General features: G+C 55.2%; 12 protein-coding genes. 9 read left to right on the top strand and 3 right to left on the bottom strand.

Annotated features, from left to right (window positions below; translation table 11 throughout):
* The first annotated feature begins 68 nt into the window (after positions 1–68).
* The 5 genes from FN082_RS07770 (at position 69) to deoD (ending at position 6,146) form a co-directional block, all read left to right on the top strand.
* Entirely contained in the window at positions 69–1,346 is a 1,278-nt protein-coding gene (locus FN082_RS07770) for a NupC/NupG family nucleoside CNT transporter (protein WP_139539347.1), read from the top strand.
* Between the two features lie 424 nt (positions 1,347–1,770).
* Complete coding sequence (gene deoC, locus FN082_RS07765) at positions 1,771–2,550, top strand: deoxyribose-phosphate aldolase (protein WP_139539348.1); 780 nt, start codon at positions 1,771–1,773, stop codon at positions 2,548–2,550.
* Positions 2,551–2,730: 180 nt separating this feature from the next.
* Positions 2,731–4,053, top strand: a complete 1,323-nt coding sequence (gene deoA / locus FN082_RS07760; protein WP_142981389.1) for a thymidine phosphorylase — start codon at positions 2,731–2,733, stop codon at positions 4,051–4,053.
* A 52-nt stretch (positions 4,054–4,105) separates the two neighbouring features.
* Positions 4,106–5,329, top strand: coding sequence for a phosphopentomutase (gene deoB, locus FN082_RS07755; RefSeq protein ID WP_139539350.1), 1,224 nt, complete (start codon positions 4,106–4,108; stop codon positions 5,327–5,329).
* 94 nt (positions 5,330–5,423) lie between these two features.
* Entirely contained in the window at positions 5,424–6,146 is a 723-nt protein-coding gene (gene deoD, locus FN082_RS07750) for a purine-nucleoside phosphorylase (protein WP_110272690.1), read from the top strand.
* An 83-nt stretch (positions 6,147–6,229) separates the two neighbouring features.
* Here deoD and lplA read toward each other — a convergent pair whose 3' ends face one another.
* Both lplA and FN082_RS07740 read right to left on the bottom strand, forming a co-directional pair.
* Positions 6,230–7,246: a lipoate--protein ligase LplA gene (lplA, locus tag FN082_RS07745; protein WP_142462236.1), complete on the bottom strand. Its 1,017-nt coding sequence runs from the start codon at positions 7,244–7,246 to the stop codon at positions 6,230–6,232.
* Positions 7,247–7,265: 19 nt separating this feature from the next.
* Positions 7,266–7,898 carry a YtjB family periplasmic protein gene (locus tag FN082_RS07740; protein WP_142981388.1) on the bottom strand — a complete coding sequence of 211 codons (633 nt, stop codon included), beginning with the start codon at positions 7,896–7,898 and terminating at the stop codon, positions 7,266–7,268.
* A gap of 104 nt (positions 7,899–8,002) precedes the next feature.
* Here FN082_RS07740 and serB point away from each other — a divergent pair, with 104 nt between their 5' ends.
* The 3 genes from serB to nadR are packed head-to-tail and all read left to right on the top strand — an operon-like array spanning position 8,003 to position 11,628.
* Positions 8,003–8,974 (top strand): phosphoserine phosphatase, encoded by a 972-nt coding sequence (serB, locus tag FN082_RS07735; protein ID WP_139539354.1) that lies wholly within the window; start codon positions 8,003–8,005, stop codon positions 8,972–8,974.
* Between the two features lie 9 nt (positions 8,975–8,983).
* The gene (radA, locus tag FN082_RS07730; protein ID WP_139539355.1) at positions 8,984–10,366 is read left to right on the top strand and encodes a DNA repair protein RadA; all 1,383 of its coding nucleotides are present in this window, start codon (positions 8,984–8,986) and stop codon (positions 10,364–10,366) included.
* A gap of 29 nt (positions 10,367–10,395) precedes the next feature.
* Positions 10,396–11,628: a multifunctional transcriptional regulator/nicotinamide-nucleotide adenylyltransferase/ribosylnicotinamide kinase NadR gene (gene nadR / locus FN082_RS07725; protein ID WP_139539356.1), complete on the top strand. Its 1,233-nt coding sequence runs from the start codon at positions 10,396–10,398 to the stop codon at positions 11,626–11,628.
* 118 nt (positions 11,629–11,746) lie between these two features.
* Here the strand turns inward: nadR and ettA are convergent, their stop codons facing one another.
* Positions 11,747–13,414 carry an energy-dependent translational throttle protein EttA gene (gene ettA, locus FN082_RS07720; protein WP_139539357.1) on the bottom strand — a complete coding sequence of 556 codons (1,668 nt, stop codon included), beginning with the start codon at positions 13,412–13,414 and terminating at the stop codon, positions 11,747–11,749.
* 223 nt (positions 13,415–13,637) lie between these two features.
* Here ettA and sltY point away from each other — a divergent pair, with 223 nt between their 5' ends.
* On the top strand, positions 13,638–15,575 hold the full coding sequence (sltY, locus tag FN082_RS07715; RefSeq protein WP_142981387.1) for a murein transglycosylase: 1,938 nt from the start codon (positions 13,638–13,640) through the stop codon (positions 15,573–15,575).
* Positions 15,576–15,645: the final 70 nt, after the last annotated feature.

Below are 15,645 nucleotides of genomic sequence, written 5' to 3'. Positions count from 1 at the left end.
CGTGATGTTTTCATGCCGTTATAATCGCGGGGTTTTTAGGCTGAACTATCAATACACAGGGACTCTGTATGCAAATTCTCATGGGACTTATCGGCATGGTGGTGCTGTTGGCCATCGCTGTGCTCTTTTCCAGTAATCGAAAAGCCATCAATATGCGTACCGTTCTTGGCGCCTGGATTCTTCAGGTGGGGATCGGTGCATTAATCCTCTACGTACCGGCCGGGCGCACGGCGCTACTGGCTATGTCGAACGGCGTTGCCAACGTCATTGCTTACGGCAACGAAGGGATCAGCTTCATTTTTGGCGGACTGGTTTCCGACAAGATGTTTGAAGTTTTTGGCGGCGGCGGGTTTGTTTTTGCTCTGCGTGTTCTGCCGGTCATTGTCTTCTTCTCCTCGCTGATTGCCGTTCTTTATTATCTTGGCATCATGCAGTTTGTTATCCGCATTCTCGGCGGAGCGCTGCGCGCGGTACTGAAAACCTCGCGTACGGAATCGCTCTCTGCGACGGCGAATATCTTCGTTGGCCAAACCGAAGCGCCGCTGGTCGTGCGTCCTTATATCGCGACAATGACCCGTTCAGAACTTTTTGCGGTGATGTGCGGCGGCCTGGCTTCTGTTGCGGGTTCGGTCCTGGCCGGTTATGCCCAGATGGGCGTGCCGCTGGAATATCTGATTGCTGCTTCATTTATGGCGGCACCGGGCGGTTTACTGTTTGCGAAGATTATCGTACCGGAAACTGAGCAGCCTCATGATAATCCGGCGCTGGAAAAAAATGATGCTGATCCAGAGGCTCCGGCAAACGTGCTGGATGCTGCCGCATCAGGTGCAGCTTCAGGGATGCAGTTGGCGCTTAACGTTGGGGCAATGCTGCTGGCGTTTATCGCGTTAATTGCTCTGGTGAACGGTATTCTTTCCGGCGTTGGCGGTTGGTTTAACTACCCTGAGCTGTCGTTGCAAATGATTCTTGGCTGGGTCTTCTCACCGCTAGCGTGGGTGATTGGCGTACCGTGGAGCGAAGCGACCGTTGCCGGTTCTTTTATCGGCCAGAAGCTGATCATCAACGAGTTTGTCGCCTATATGAATTTTGGCGAGTATCTGAAGGCAGATGTTGAAGTTGCTGCGGCTGGCCTGCAGGTGATTTCAACCCATACCAAAGCTATCATTTCGTTTGCGCTGTGCGGCTTCGCCAACCTGTCGTCGATAGCGATTCTGATTGGCGGACTGGGCGGTATGGCTCCCAGCCGCCGCCAGGAAATTGCCCAATTAGGCATGCGGGCCGTTGCGGCAGGTACGCTCTCTAACCTGATGAGCGCCACAATTGCCGGCGTATTCCTCGCGTTATAACTTATTGTTAACTGCACATCATGCCAGCGGCGACATGCTGCTGGCAGCTCTCTTCCTTTTGTTAAAATTCCATCATTTTCGGATCATATAAAAATCATTTGTTATCAATAGATAACTCTATTTTTAATCTTGTTTCGCACAAAATGCGTCCAACCGTGTCGAGTTGTGCTGTGCGGTTATGTTATAATAATAACATTGCCGCGAGTCTGAAATCTCTGGTTATGCTTAGAAAGAGTTTTGGGCTGGAGGTGGGATTATTACACCTTACGGCGTGATTTTGATCACATTATAGTAATGCAAATTAGTAATTAGTTTTCATTAACTGTGATGTATATCGAAGTGTGACTGCGAGGGGATGTTACAATAGTAACAGATTCGCAAGGTGAGCAAACTTTAAACCGGCAATACGCCGTCGGAGTATGAAATGACTGATTTAACTGCAAGCAGCCTGCGCGCGTTGAAATTGATGGACCTGACCACCCTGAATGACGACGACACCAATGAAAAGGTGATCGCCCTTTGTCATCAGGCTAAAACACCGGTAGGTAATACTGCCGCAGTGTGCATTTATCCGCGCTTTATCCCGATTGCCCGTAAAACGCTGAACGAGCAGGGGACCCCGGATATCCGCATTGCGACGGTGACCAACTTCCCGCACGGTAACGATGACATTGATATTGCGCTGGCGGAAACCCGCGCGGCGATTGCTTACGGTGCCGACGAAGTCGATGTGGTGTTCCCGTACCGTGCGCTGATTGCAGGCAATGAGCAGGTCGGTTTTGATCTGGTGAAAGCCTGTAAAGAAGCCTGTGCGGCGGCAAACGTTCTGCTGAAAGTGATTATCGAAACCGGTGAGCTGAAAGAAGAAGCGCTGATTCGTAAGGCTTCTGAAATTTCTATTAAAGCCGGTGCGGATTTCATTAAAACCTCTACCGGTAAAGTTCCGGTAAACGCGACGCCGGAAAGCGCGCGCATCATGCTGGAAGTCATCCGTGATATGGGCGTTCAGAAGAGCGTCGGCTTCAAACCGGCAGGCGGCGTGCGTAGCGCAGAAGATGCGCAAAAATTCCTCGCCATTGCCGACGAACTGTTTGGCGCTGACTGGGCCGACTCTCGCCACTACCGCTTTGGCGCATCCAGCCTGCTGGCAAGTCTGCTGAAAGCGCTGGGCCACGGGGACGGCAAGAGCGCAAGCAGCTACTAATTACTCGTCATACTTCAAGCCGCAGGTGCGTTAGCTGCACTCCCTCACCCCAGTCACTTACTGTAGTAAGCTCCTGGGGATGAGTTCCCTTGCCGCCTTCCTGCGACTCGAATTATTTAGAGTAATCATTCATTGCAGTGGGGTTTCCGCTGCATTTAACCTGATTAATCGGGGGTTACCTTGTTTCTCGCACAAGAAATTATTCGTAAAAAACGTGATGGTCATGCGCTGAGCGATGAAGAAATTCGTTTTTTCATCAACGGTATTCGCGATAACACGATTTCAGAAGGGCAGATTGCCGCCCTGGCGATGACCATCTTTTTCCACGATATGTCTATGCCGGAACGCGTTTCGCTGACCATGGCGATGCGGGATTCAGGAACCGTTCTGGACTGGAAGAGCCTTAACCTTAACGGCCCAATCGTCGATAAACACTCTACCGGCGGCGTTGGCGATGTGACTTCGCTAATGCTGGGCCCAATGGTTGCGGCCTGCGGCGGCTATGTTCCGATGATCTCCGGGCGCGGCCTTGGTCATACCGGTGGTACGCTTGATAAACTGGAAGCCATTCCTGGGTTTGATATCTTCCCGGACGACAGCCGCTTCCGCGAAATTATTAAAGACGTCGGCGTGGCGATTATAGGGCAGACCAGCTCTTTGGCGCCGGCCGATAAACGTTTCTATGCCACCCGTGATATTACTGCGACGGTAGACTCTATCCCGCTGATCACGGCTTCTATTTTGGCGAAAAAGCTGGCGGAAGGGCTGGATGCGCTGGTGATGGATGTCAAAGTTGGCAGCGGAGCATTTATGCCGACCTATGAGCTTTCCGCTGCACTGGCTGAAGCGATCGTGGGCGTCTCCAACGGTGCTGGCGTGCGTACTACTGCATTGCTGACCGATATGAATCAGGTGCTGGCTTCCAGCGCCGGTAACGCAGTGGAAGTGCGCGAAGCGGTGCAGTTCCTCACCGGCGAGTATCGCAATCCGCGCCTGTTTGATGTGACGATGGCGCTGTGCGTTGAGATGTTAATTTCCGGCAAACTGGCGGAAAACGACGCCGATGCGCGGGCGAAACTGCAGGCGGTTCTGGATAACGGTAAAGCCGCAGACGTCTTCGGCCGCATGGTGGCGGCGCAAAAAGGGCCGAACGATTTCGTGGAAAACTACGATAAGTACTTACCGAGCGCGATGCTGAGCAAAGCGATCTATGCCGAGGGCGAAGGCTTTGTCGCAGAGATGGACACCCGCGCGCTGGGCATGGCGGTAGTGTCGATGGGCGGCGGTCGCCGTCAGGCATCGGATCTGATTGATTACAGCGTCGGTTTCACCGATGTGGTTCGTCTTGGCGCGTGCGTTGACGCCCAGCAGCCGCTGGCGGTTATCCATGCGAAAGATGAAAACAGCTGGCAGGAAGCCGCCAGAGCAGTCAAAGCGGCCATTAAACTCGACGATAAAGCGCCTGAAATTACGCCGACGGTCTATCGTCGTATCACCGAATAGTTATATACTGATCTGATCGCTTTTTTGCAGCGCAAAAGGTACGGAGAATAATATGAAACGTGCATTTATTATGGTGCTGGACTCCTTCGGCATCGGTGCGACTGAAGACGCTGACCGTTTTGGTGACGTCGGTTCAGACACCATGGGCCATATTGCAGAAGCCTGCGCCAAAGGCGAGGCTGATAATGGTCGCAAAGGTCCGCTGAATTTGCCTAACCTGACTCGTCTGGGTCTGGTGAAAGCGCATGAAGGTTCTACCGGCAAAATTGCAGCCGGTATGGACGGCAACGCGGAAGTGATCGGCGCTTATGCATGGGCGCATGAACTCTCTTCCGGTAAAGACACCCCATCGGGCCACTGGGAAATTGCCGGCGTGCCGGTTCTGTTTGACTGGGGTTACTTCCCGGAGCACGAAAACAGCTTCCCGCAGGAACTGCTGGATAAACTGGTTAAGCGCGCTAATCTGCCGGGTTACCTCGGCAACTGCCACTCTTCCGGCACCGTTATCCTCGATCAACTGGGCGAAGAGCATATGAAAACCGGCAAGCCGATTTTCTATACCTCTGCTGACTCGGTATTCCAGATTGCCTGCCATGAAGAGACTTTTGGCCTCGACAAACTGTATGAGCTGTGTGAAATCGCCCGTGAAGAGCTGACCGAAGGCGGCTACAACATTGGTCGCGTTATCGCGCGTCCGTTTATCGGCGATAAAGCGGGTAACTTCCAGCGTACTGGCAACCGCCATGACCTGGCCGTTGAGCCACCTGCGGCGACCGTGCTGCAGAAGCTGGTCGACGAGAAAAAGGGTCAGGTCGTTTCTGTCGGTAAAATCGCTGACATCTACGCCAACTGCGGGATCACTAAAAAAGTGAAAGCGACCGGCCTGGATGCCCTGTTTGACGCCACCATCAAAGAGATGAAAGAAGCCGGTGACGAAACTATCGTCTTCACTAACTTTGTGGACTTCGACTCTTCCTGGGGCCATCGTCGCGATGTCGCTGGCTATGCTGCGGGCCTGGAGCTGTTCGATCGCCGCCTGCCGGAGCTGATGGAGCTGGTCGGGGAGGACGACATCCTGATCCTGACCGCTGACCACGGCTGCGACCCGACCTGGACCGGTACTGACCACACCCGCGAACATATTCCGGTACTGGTCTATGGCCCGAAAGTTAAACCGGGTTCGCTTGGCCATCGCGAAACCTTCGCGGATATCGGCCAGACTCTGGCGACGTATTTTGGTACGTCTCCGATGGCGTACGGCAAAAATATGCTGTGATTATTTGCCCGGTGAGCGCATCTCACCGGGCCTTTTTGTAGGCCTGATAAAGGCGTAGCCGCCATCAGGCAAAACCATTCAGAAGGATATAACGATGGCTACTCCACACATTAACGCAGAAATGGGCGATTTCGCTGACGTCGTATTGATGCCGGGCGACCCGCTGCGCGCGAAGCACATTGCAGAAACTTTCCTTGAAGACGTGCGTGAAGTGAACAACGTTCGCGGCATGCTGGGTTTTACCGGCACCTATAAGGGCCGCAAAATTTCCGTTATGGGTCACGGCATGGGTATCCCGTCCTGCTCCATTTACGCGAAAGAGCTGATCACCGACTTTGGCGTTAAAAAAATCATCCGCGTGGGCTCCTGCGGTGCCGTGCGTATGGACGTTAAGCTGCGCGATGTGGTTATCGGCATGGGGGCCTGCACCGACTCTAAAGTTAACCGTATGCGTTTTAAAGACCACGACTTTGCGGCGATTGCTGACTTTGGCATGGTGCGTAATGCCGTTGACGCGGCAAAAGCGCTGGGCGTTGACGCTCGTGTAGGTAACATCTTCTCTGCTGACCTGTTCTATGCACCGGACGGCGGCGAAATGTTCGACGTGATGGAAAAATACGGCATCCTGGGCGTGGAAATGGAAGCAGCCGGTATCTACGGCGTTGCAGCGGAGTTCGGTGCGAAAGCGCTGACCATCTGTACCGTATCTGACCATATCCGTACCCACGAGCAGACCACTGCTGCTGAGCGTCAGACGACCTTCAACGATATGATCAAAATCGCGCTGGAATCCGTTCTGCTGGGCGATAAAGAGTAAGAGCCGTTGTGCCGGGTGGCGGTTTTGCCTGACCCGGCCTACGGTTTAGTAGGCCCGCTAAGCGCAGCGCCAGCGGGCTTTTTTTACCGCACCGCCCCGGCAATCCACGCCGATAGTTCCCGCAGCTCCTTCTCCTGCTCCGGGAAATCCCCTAATAATGCATCGCACTCCTGCTGCAGCCTATCTGCGCGATACAGGCAGCCCTGCAATCGGGCGGCCAGCGCTTCCAGCGGGGCCGGGTTCAGGCTGTCAGTAAAGACCTGAGTCCGCGTGATATGGCCTTTCTCGACGTCGAAATGCAGCTCTACGCCACCCCAGGTAAAACGTTCATCCAGCATATGGGTGAATGCCGGGGCCTGGCCAAAGTTCCATTCCCAGCTGCTCTGACGGGCAAAGGTATCGGCAAAATTCGGCAGATCCGGCATTTTCTCAGGAGAGATAACCTCGGCCTCAACGCGTTCGCCGTAATGGGCAAAGAATGCCTCCTGAATCGCCTCGCAAACCTGCTGGTGGGTGATGCCTGGAAGCAGTTCAACCAGGTTCGCCACGCGCCCGCGTACGGAGGTGATCCCTTTTGCCTGTAGCTTTTTCTTGTCGGGGTTGAGGTAGTTAGCCAGGCGGCTTAAATCCGCGTTCAGCAGCAGCGTACCGTGGTGGAAGCCGCGATCCATTGTTTCGCGATAGGCGGAACCGGAGACTTTGCGATCGCCTTCACTGGTTTTCACCACCAGATCGTTGCGCCCCGAGGCTTCTGCCGTAACGCCCAGAGCATTCAGCGCCGTCAGGACGATATCGGTGGAAATCGTTTTATCGTACTCCGGCTTTCCGGCCATAAAGGTGAAGCAGGTATTACCCAGATCGTGGAAGACCGCGCCGCCGCCGCTGCTGCGACGCGCCAGGCGCACGTTGTCCTCTTCCATGCGCCGGGTGTTGCACTCTTTCCACGGGTTTTGCGCGCGACCGATAACCACCGTATCGGCATTGCGCCACAAAAACAGTACCCGCTGCGTGGCGGGCATCTGGCGAAAAATCGACTCTTCAACCGCCAGGTTGAACCACGGATCGTAAGAGTCGGAGAGCAGCAGTCGCAGCGTGGACATAGCGATTTCCTTATTCTGATTAATCTTTATCTTCATCCTGCACCGGCTTATTGGCGGTGAGCAGGAAAGGGGATTGCTGCCAGCGGGTGCGTTTCCCCTGCAGCAGAGTGCGTGTCAGCACGACGCCGATGGCCAGCGAGAGCAGCAGCATCAGGCGCAAGATATTGGTGGTATTATCGACCTGCTGCGCTTCGGTGGCTAACGTGTGGGTATCCAGCGTCAGGCGCAGGTAGCCCAGAGGGCCATTTTTACCCTGGATAGGCTCGACGATTTGCTGGTTGAAATAACCGCCCGCTTTTTTACCGTCCAGCGCCAGCCGGTCGCGTACCTCGATGCTTTCGCCTGAACGCGCCACCAGGTCGCCTTGCTCGTCATAAACGCCGGCGTCCAGTATGCGACTTTTGTGCGTAAGCTGTTCCAGCAGTTGGCTAATCCGTTTTTCATCGGGCGTTTCGCTGCGCATCAGCGGTGCCAGGTTTAGCGTAACCTGCTGTGCCAGCGTGCGGGCTAGTTCTTCTAACTGCGGGTTGCGCTGCTTTTGACTGTTCTGGCTGAACCACGAGGCGCCTTGCATTAGGGCGACGAGGAGCGCGAGACAGATCAGAACAATTACCGCACGGTGCAGTCGGAATTTGAGTTTTGCGCGTACCATATTCCACCTTTGAAAATTTGCAGCTTAATGTTGCCAGAAGCGCTGGTTACAAGGTAGCCTCATGCGTTATTTTCCTCGCCTGAATGAAGTGATGTGGAGCCGTGATGCCAAACAGTTTGACCTGGTGCGACCTGCCTGAAGATGTTTCCCTGTGGCCTGGATTGCCGCTTTCCCTGAGCGGTGATGAGGTTATGCCGTTGGATTATCATGCCGGACGCAGCGGCTGGCTGCTGTATGGTCGCGGTCTTAACAAGCGTCGCCTGACCGAGTGGCAGCGTGAGCTGGGCGCGGCCCTGGTTATCGTTGCCTCCTGGGCGGTTGATGACTATCAGGTGATTCGTCTGGCCGGTTCGCTAACGCTGCGGGCGACCCGTCTGGCCCATGAGGCCGGGCTGGATGTTGCGCCGCTGGGTAAAATTCCACATTTGCGTACGCCGGGCTTGTTGGTTATGGATATGGACTCGACGGCGATTCAGATCGAATGCATTGATGAAATCGCTAAACTGGCCGGTACCGGCGAGCTGGTCTCTGAAGTCACCGAGCGGGCGATGCGCGGCGAACTCGATTTTACCGCCAGCCTGCGTCAGCGGGTGGCGACGCTGAAAGATGCCGATGCCAATATTCTGCTGCAGGTGCGCGAAACGCTGCCGCTGATGCCAGGACTGACGCAGCTGGTTCTCAAGCTGGAAACGCTCGGCTGGAAAGTGGCGATTGCCTCCGGTGGATTTACCTTCTTTGCCGAGTACCTGCGGGACAAGCTGCATCTCGACGCGGTGTTCGCCAACGAGCTGGAGATTATGGATGGTAAGCTGACCGGTAACGTCATTGGCGATATCGTCGATGCGAAATATAAAGCCAATACGCTGCGCAAACTGGCGGAAAAGTATGAGATCCCGCCCGCGCAGACCGTCGCGATTGGCGACGGCGCTAACGATCTGCCGATGATTAAAGCGGCGGGCCTCGGTATCGCCTATCATGCCAAACCAAAAGTTAATGAACTGGCGGAGGTGACAATCCGCCACGCTGACCTGATGGGGGTATTCTGTATTCTCTCCGGCAGCATGAATCAAAAGTAAGAGGTTAACGTGGCGAAAGCTCCAAAACGCGCATTTGTCTGTAATGAGTGTGGTGCGGATTATCCGCGCTGGCAGGGGCAGTGCAGCGCCTGTCATGCATGGAATACGATCACCGAGATGCGCATCGCCGCTTCGCCGCAGGTGGCGAGAAACGAGCGTCTGTCAGGGTACGCCGGTAATGCTGGGGTATCGAAAGTGCAGAAGCTCTCGGAGATAAGCCTGGAAGCACTGCCGCGTTTTTCCACCGGCTTTAAAGAGTTTGACCGCGTGCTCGGCGGCGGCGTGGTGCCGGGGAGCGCGATTCTGATCGGCGGCAATCCAGGCGCAGGTAAGTCGACGCTGCTGCTGCAAACCCTGTGTAAGCTGTCTGAAGGCATGAAAACGCTGTACGTCACCGGGGAAGAGTCGCTGCAGCAGGTGGCGATGCGCGCCCATCGTTTAGGGCTGCCGACCGCCAATCTCAATATGCTGTCAGAAACCAGTATTGAGCAGATTTGCCAGATTGCTGACGAAGAAAAGCCGCAGCTAATGGTTATCGACTCTATCCAGGTGATGCATATGGCCGACGTCCAGTCGTCGCCGGGCAGCGTGGCCCAGGTGCGCGAAACGGCGGCCTATTTAACGCGTTTTGCCAAGACCCGTGGCGTGGCTATCGTCATGGTCGGTCACGTCACCAAAGATGGTTCGCTGGCCGGGCCGAAAGTGCTGGAGCACTGTATCGACTGCTCTGTGTTGCTCGACGGTGACGCCGATTCACGTTTTCGTACCCTGCGCAGCCATAAAAACCGCTTCGGCGCAGTTAATGAGCTGGGCGTATTCGCCATGACCGAGCAGGGGCTGCGTGAGATTAGCAACCCATCGGCCATTTTCCTGAGCCGCGGGGATGAAGTCACGTCCGGTAGTTCGGTGATGGTGGTCTGGGAAGGTACTCGCCCGCTGCTGGTGGAGATCCAGGCGCTTGTCGATCACTCGATGATGTCCAACCCGCGCCGCGTGGCGGTGGGGCTGGAGCAAAACCGTCTGGCCATCCTGCTGGCGGTGTTGCACCGTCACGGCGGCCTGCAGATGGCCGATCAGGACGTGTTCGTCAACGTTGTCGGCGGGGTGAAGGTTACCGAGACCAGCGCCGATCTGGCGCTGCTGCTGGCGATGGTTTCCAGCTTGCGCGACCGACCGCTACCGCAGGATCTGGTGGTCTTCGGCGAAGTCGGGCTGGCAGGCGAAATCCGTCCGGTGCCGAGCGGCCAGGAGCGTATCTCAGAAGCGGCTAAACATGGTTTCCGTCGGGCTATTGTTCCGGCGGCCAACGTGCCGAAAAAAGCGCCGGAAGGGATGCAAATCTTTGGCGTGAAGAAGCTTGCAGACGCACTTAGCGTCTTTGACGACTTATAGACATATAATAAGTTAAAAGGAGACTCGCTATGTCGTCATTTGACTATTTAAAAAGCGCCATTAAGCAGAAGGGCTGTACGCTACAGCAGGTGGCGGACGCCAGCGGGATGACAAAAGGCTATTTGAGCCAACTGCTGAACGCCAAAATTAAAAGCCCGAGCGCGCAGAAGCTGGAAGCGCTGCACCGGTTTTTGGGGCTGGAATTTCCGCGTCGGCAAAAAAGCGTGGGCGTGGTTTTTGGCAAGTTTTATCCGCTGCACACCGGGCATATCTATTTGATTCAGCGCGCCTGTAGCCAGGTGGATGAACTGCATATCATCATGGGTTACGACGATCCCCGCGACCGTGAACTGTTTGAAAAGAGCGCGATGTCGCAGCAGCCGACCGTCCCCGATCGCCTGCGCTGGTTGCTACAAACCTTTAAGTATCAGAAAAATATTCGCATTCATGCTTTCAACGAAGAAGGTATGGAGCCTTATCCGCACGGCTGGGATGTCTGGAGCCGTGGGATCCGCGCTTTTATGAGCGAGAAAGGCATTGAACCAAACTGGATCTACACCTCAGAAGAGGGCGATGCGCCGCAGTATCTGGAGCATCTGGGTATTGAAACCGTGCTTATCGATCCTAAACGGACCTTTATGAGCATCAGCGGCGGTCAGATTCGTGAAAACCCGTTCCGCTATTGGGAATATATTCCTACCGAGGTGAAGCCGTTTTTCGTGCGCACGGTAGCGATTCTCGGCGGCGAGTCGAGCGGTAAATCGACGCTAGTGAATAAGCTATCCAATATCTTTAATACCACCAGCGCCTGGGAATATGGCCGTGATTATGTGTTTTCGCACCTTGGTGGCGATGAGATTGCGCTGCAATATTCTGACTACGACAAAATTGCCCTTGGTCACGCGCAGTATATTGATTTTGCAGTGAAGTATGCCAACAAAGTGGCGTTTATCGACACCGATTTCGTGAGTACCCAGGCGTTCTGCCTGAAGTATGAAGGGAGGGAGCATCCTTTCGTTCAGGCGCTGATCGATGAGTACCGCTTCGACCTGGTTATTCTGCTGGAAAACAACACGCCGTGGGTGGCCGATGGTCTGCGCAGCCTCGGCAGTTCGGTGGATCGTAAAGAGTTCCAGTCGCTGCTGGTGTCGTTACTCAGAGAAAATGAGATAGACTTTGTGCATGTGAAAGAGGCCGATTACGAGGCTCGCTTCCTGCGCTGCGTGGAGCTGGTGAAAGAGATGATGGGGGAGCAGGGGTAAGTCCCCTGCGGCCTGATGCCCTTACCCCGACTCTCTCCCACGGGGAGAGGGAGAAAACCGACCTGCCCGGTGCAGGGAGTCGACATTAAAAAGGGCAACTTGCGTTGCCCTTTTGCTTTTATTTCGAGATACGCTTGTACTTGATACGCTTTGGTTCCAGCGCGTCTGCGCCGAGGGTGCGCTTCTTGTACTCTTCGTATTCGGTAAAGTTACCCTCGAAGAACTCCACCTTGCCTTCGTCCTGGTAGTCCAGAATATGGGTCGCGATACGGTCAAGGAACCAACGGTCGTGCGAGATAACCATCGCGCAGCCCGGGAACTCCAGCAGGGCGTTTTCCAGCGCGCGCAGAGTTTCGATATCCAGGTCGTTGGTCGGTTCATCGAGCAGCAGTACGTTACCGCCAACCTGCAGCAGCTTCGCCAGGTGCAGACGGCCACGCTCGCCGCCGGACAGCTCGCCGACGCGCTTGCCCTGGTCAACGCCTTTGAAGTTAAAGCGGCCTACGTAGGCGCGGCTCGGCATCTCGGTGTTGCCGATCTTCATGATATCCAGGCCGCCGGAAACTTCTTCCCACACGGTTTTGCTGTTATCCATAGCGTCACGGAACTGATCGACGGAAGCCAGCTTGACGGTTTCACCCAAGGTGATAGAACCGGCATCAGGCTGCTCCTGGCCGGACATCATGCGGAACAGCGTGGATTTACCCGCGCCGTTCGGACCGATAATCCCGACGATAGCGCCTTTTGGCACCGAGAAGCTCAGGTCGTCAATCAGCAGGCGGTCGCCGTAGGACTTACGCAGATTGCTGACTTCCACGACTTTATCCCCAAGACGTGCTCCTGGCGGAATAAACAGCTCGTTGGTCTCGTTGCGTTTCTGGTACTCGACGTTGTTAAGTTCTTCAAAGCGCGCCAGACGGGCTTTACCCTTAGACTGACGGCCTTTCGCGCCCTGACGTACCCACTCCAGCTCTTTCTCGATTGATTTACGACGGGCCGCTTCCTGAGAAGCTTCCTGCGCCAGACGCTGATCTTTCTGCTCCAGCCAGGAGGAGTAGTTACCTTCCCACGGAATACCTTCGCCGCGGTCAAGCTCGAGGATCCAACCGGCAACGTTATCAAGGAAGTAACGGTCGTGGGTAATCGCCACCACGGTGCCTTCGAAATCGTGCAGGAAGCGTTCCAGCCATGCCACGGATTCGGCATCCAGGTGGTTGGTGGGTTCGTCGAGCAGCAGCATGTCCGGTTTTTCAAGCAGCAGGCGGCACAGCGCGACGCGGCGGCGTTCACCACCGGACAGGTTAGCGATTTTCGCGTCCCAGTCCGGCAGACGCAGCGCATCGGCGGCACGCTCCAGCTGTACGTTCAGGTTGTGACCGTCGTGTGCCTGGATGATTTCTTCAAACTTGCCCTGTTGTGCGGCGAGCTTGTCGAAGTCGGCATCCGGCTCAGCGTACTTCGCGTACACCTCGTCCAGACCTTTCAGCGCATTGACCACTTCGGCCACCGCCTCTTCAACCGACTCACGTACGGTCTGCTCTGGATTGAGCTGCGGCTCCTGCGGCAGGTAGCCGATTTTCAGACCCGGCTGCGGACGAGCTTCGCCTTCGATATCGGTATCGATGCCGGCCATGATGCGTAGCAGGGTAGACTTACCGGCGCCGTTCAGACCGAGAACACCGATTTTTGCGCCAGGGAAGAAGCTCAGGGAAATATTTTTCAGAATATGACGTTTCGGCGGAACCACTTTGCCGACACGATGCATGGTATAAACGAATTGAGCCACGTTGGACTTCGCCTCTCATTTATATTGATAGATAGTTTTCAAAGGCGAAGTGTAGCCTTTTTCGCGCTTTAATCCCAGCGAGGCGATGGGATTCACAAAAGAGTAAAAAAATGTTCAGGACATGGCGCATTTAGCGTTGTCTGATTAGCATATCTACGTAATACCTGAAATTTTTGCAGGCGGCATGATGCTGCTGTGGTGCACATGAATAGAGGAAGAGCTTGTGGAAAAAGCCAAAACTGTGACGTGGCGTCTTCTGGCTGCCAGCGTGGGTCTGCTGACGTTAAGCCAACTGGCGCATGCGGATTCACTGGATGAACAGCGCAGCCGCTATGCTCAAATTAAACAGGCGTGGGATAGCCGACAGATGGATGTCGTTAATCAACTGATGCCCACGCTGACGACCTACCCGCTCTATCCTTATCTCCAGTATCGGCAGATAACCGACGATCTGATGAATCAACCGGCGCTGGTGGTGACCAATTTTATCGCCGCCAACCCGACGCTGCCTCCTGCGCGATCGCTGAAATCTCGTTTCGTCAACGAACTGGCGCGCCGTAGCGACTGGCGCGGCCTGCTGGCCTTCAGCCCGGATAAACCGACCAGCACAGAAGCGCAGTGTAATTACTACTATGCAAAATGGAACGTTGGCCAGACCCAGGAAGCATGGGATGGGGCAAAAGAGCTATGGCTGAGCGGCAAAAGCCAACCAAATGCCTGCGATCAGCTGTTTGGTGCCTGGCGTGCCTCCGGTCAGCAGGATCCGTTGGCCTACCTTGAACGGATCCGTCTGGCGATGAAAGCTGGAAATACCAGCCTGGTACGGGTTCTGGCCCAGCAGATGCCGTCCGATTATCAAACCATTGCTACTGCGGTTATCGCGCTGGCTAACGATCCGAATAGCGTGATGACTTTCGCCCGTACAACCGGTGCGACGGATTTCACCCGCCAGATGGCGGCAGTCGCTTTTGCCAGCGTCGCGCGGCAGGATGCGGAAAATGCGCGCCTGATGATCCCATCATTAGTGCAGGCGCAGCAGCTGAATGAAGATCAAACCCAGGAACTGCGTGATATCGTCGCCTGGCGTCTGATGGGCAGCGACGTGACCGACGAGCAGGCTATCTGGCGCGACGATGCGATTATGCGCTCGCAATCCACCGCGCTGGTGGAGCGTCGGGTACGTATGGCTCTTGGTCTTGGGGATCGGCACGGTCTGAACACCTGGCTGGCACGTTTGCCGATGGAAGCGAAAGAGAAGGATGAATGGAGCTACTGGCAGGCCGATCTGCTGCTGGAGCGCGGGCGTGATGATGAAGCCAAAGACATTCTGCGTTCTCTGATGCAACAACGCGGCTTCTACCCTATGGTCGCTGCCCAGCGTCTTGGCGAAGAGTACACTTTCCGCATCGATAAAGCGCCTGCTAATCTTGATCCGGCGCTGACGTCCGGGCCGGAAATGGCGCGGGTTCGCGAGCTGATGTACTGGAATATGGATAATACCGCCCGCAGTGAATGGGCAAACCTGGTCACCAGCAAGACCAAAGATCAGCAGGCGCAGTTGGCGCGCTACGCGTTTAATCAGAACTGGTGGGATCTCAGCGTTCAGGCCACCATCGCCGGAAAACTGTGGGATCAGCTGGAAGAGCGTTTCCCATTGGCCTATAACGACCTCTTCACCCGCTACATCAGCGGTAAAGATATCCCGCAAAGCTACGCGATGGCCATTGCGCGTCAGGAGAGTGCCTGGAACCCGAAAGCCGGTTCACCAGTTGGCGCCCGCGGTCTGATGCAGATTATGCCGGGTACCGCTACGCATACGGTGAAGATGTTTAATATCCCTGGTTACGGCGGCACGTCGCAACTGCTGGATCCGGAAATGAACATCAATATCGGTACCAGCTACCTGCAATATGTTTATCAGCAGTTTGGCAATAACCGTATCTTCGCCTCAGCGGCCTATAACGCTGGGCCAGGGAGAGTACGCACCTGGCGGGGGAACAGCGGCGGGCGCATTGACGCGGTGGCGTTTGTTGAGAGCATTCCGTTCTCTGAAACGCGTGGCTACGTGAAAAACGTTTTGTCCTATGACGCCTACTATCGCTACTTTATGGGGCAGAAAGATACGCTGCTGAGCGATGCCGAGTGGACGCTGCGCTACTAACGTCGTTACCTTCAGGCAACATAGCATTTTGCTATGTTGCCTGAAATCCGTAGAGTCCGCACAGAAGTAT

It is taken from the genome of Klebsiella spallanzanii (assembly GCF_902158555.1).
Taxonomy (GTDB): Bacteria; Pseudomonadota; Gammaproteobacteria; order Enterobacterales; family Enterobacteriaceae; genus Klebsiella; species Klebsiella spallanzanii.
Note: the sequence above shows the minus strand (reverse complement) of the source record. Positions and strands in the feature narration are given on the sequence as shown.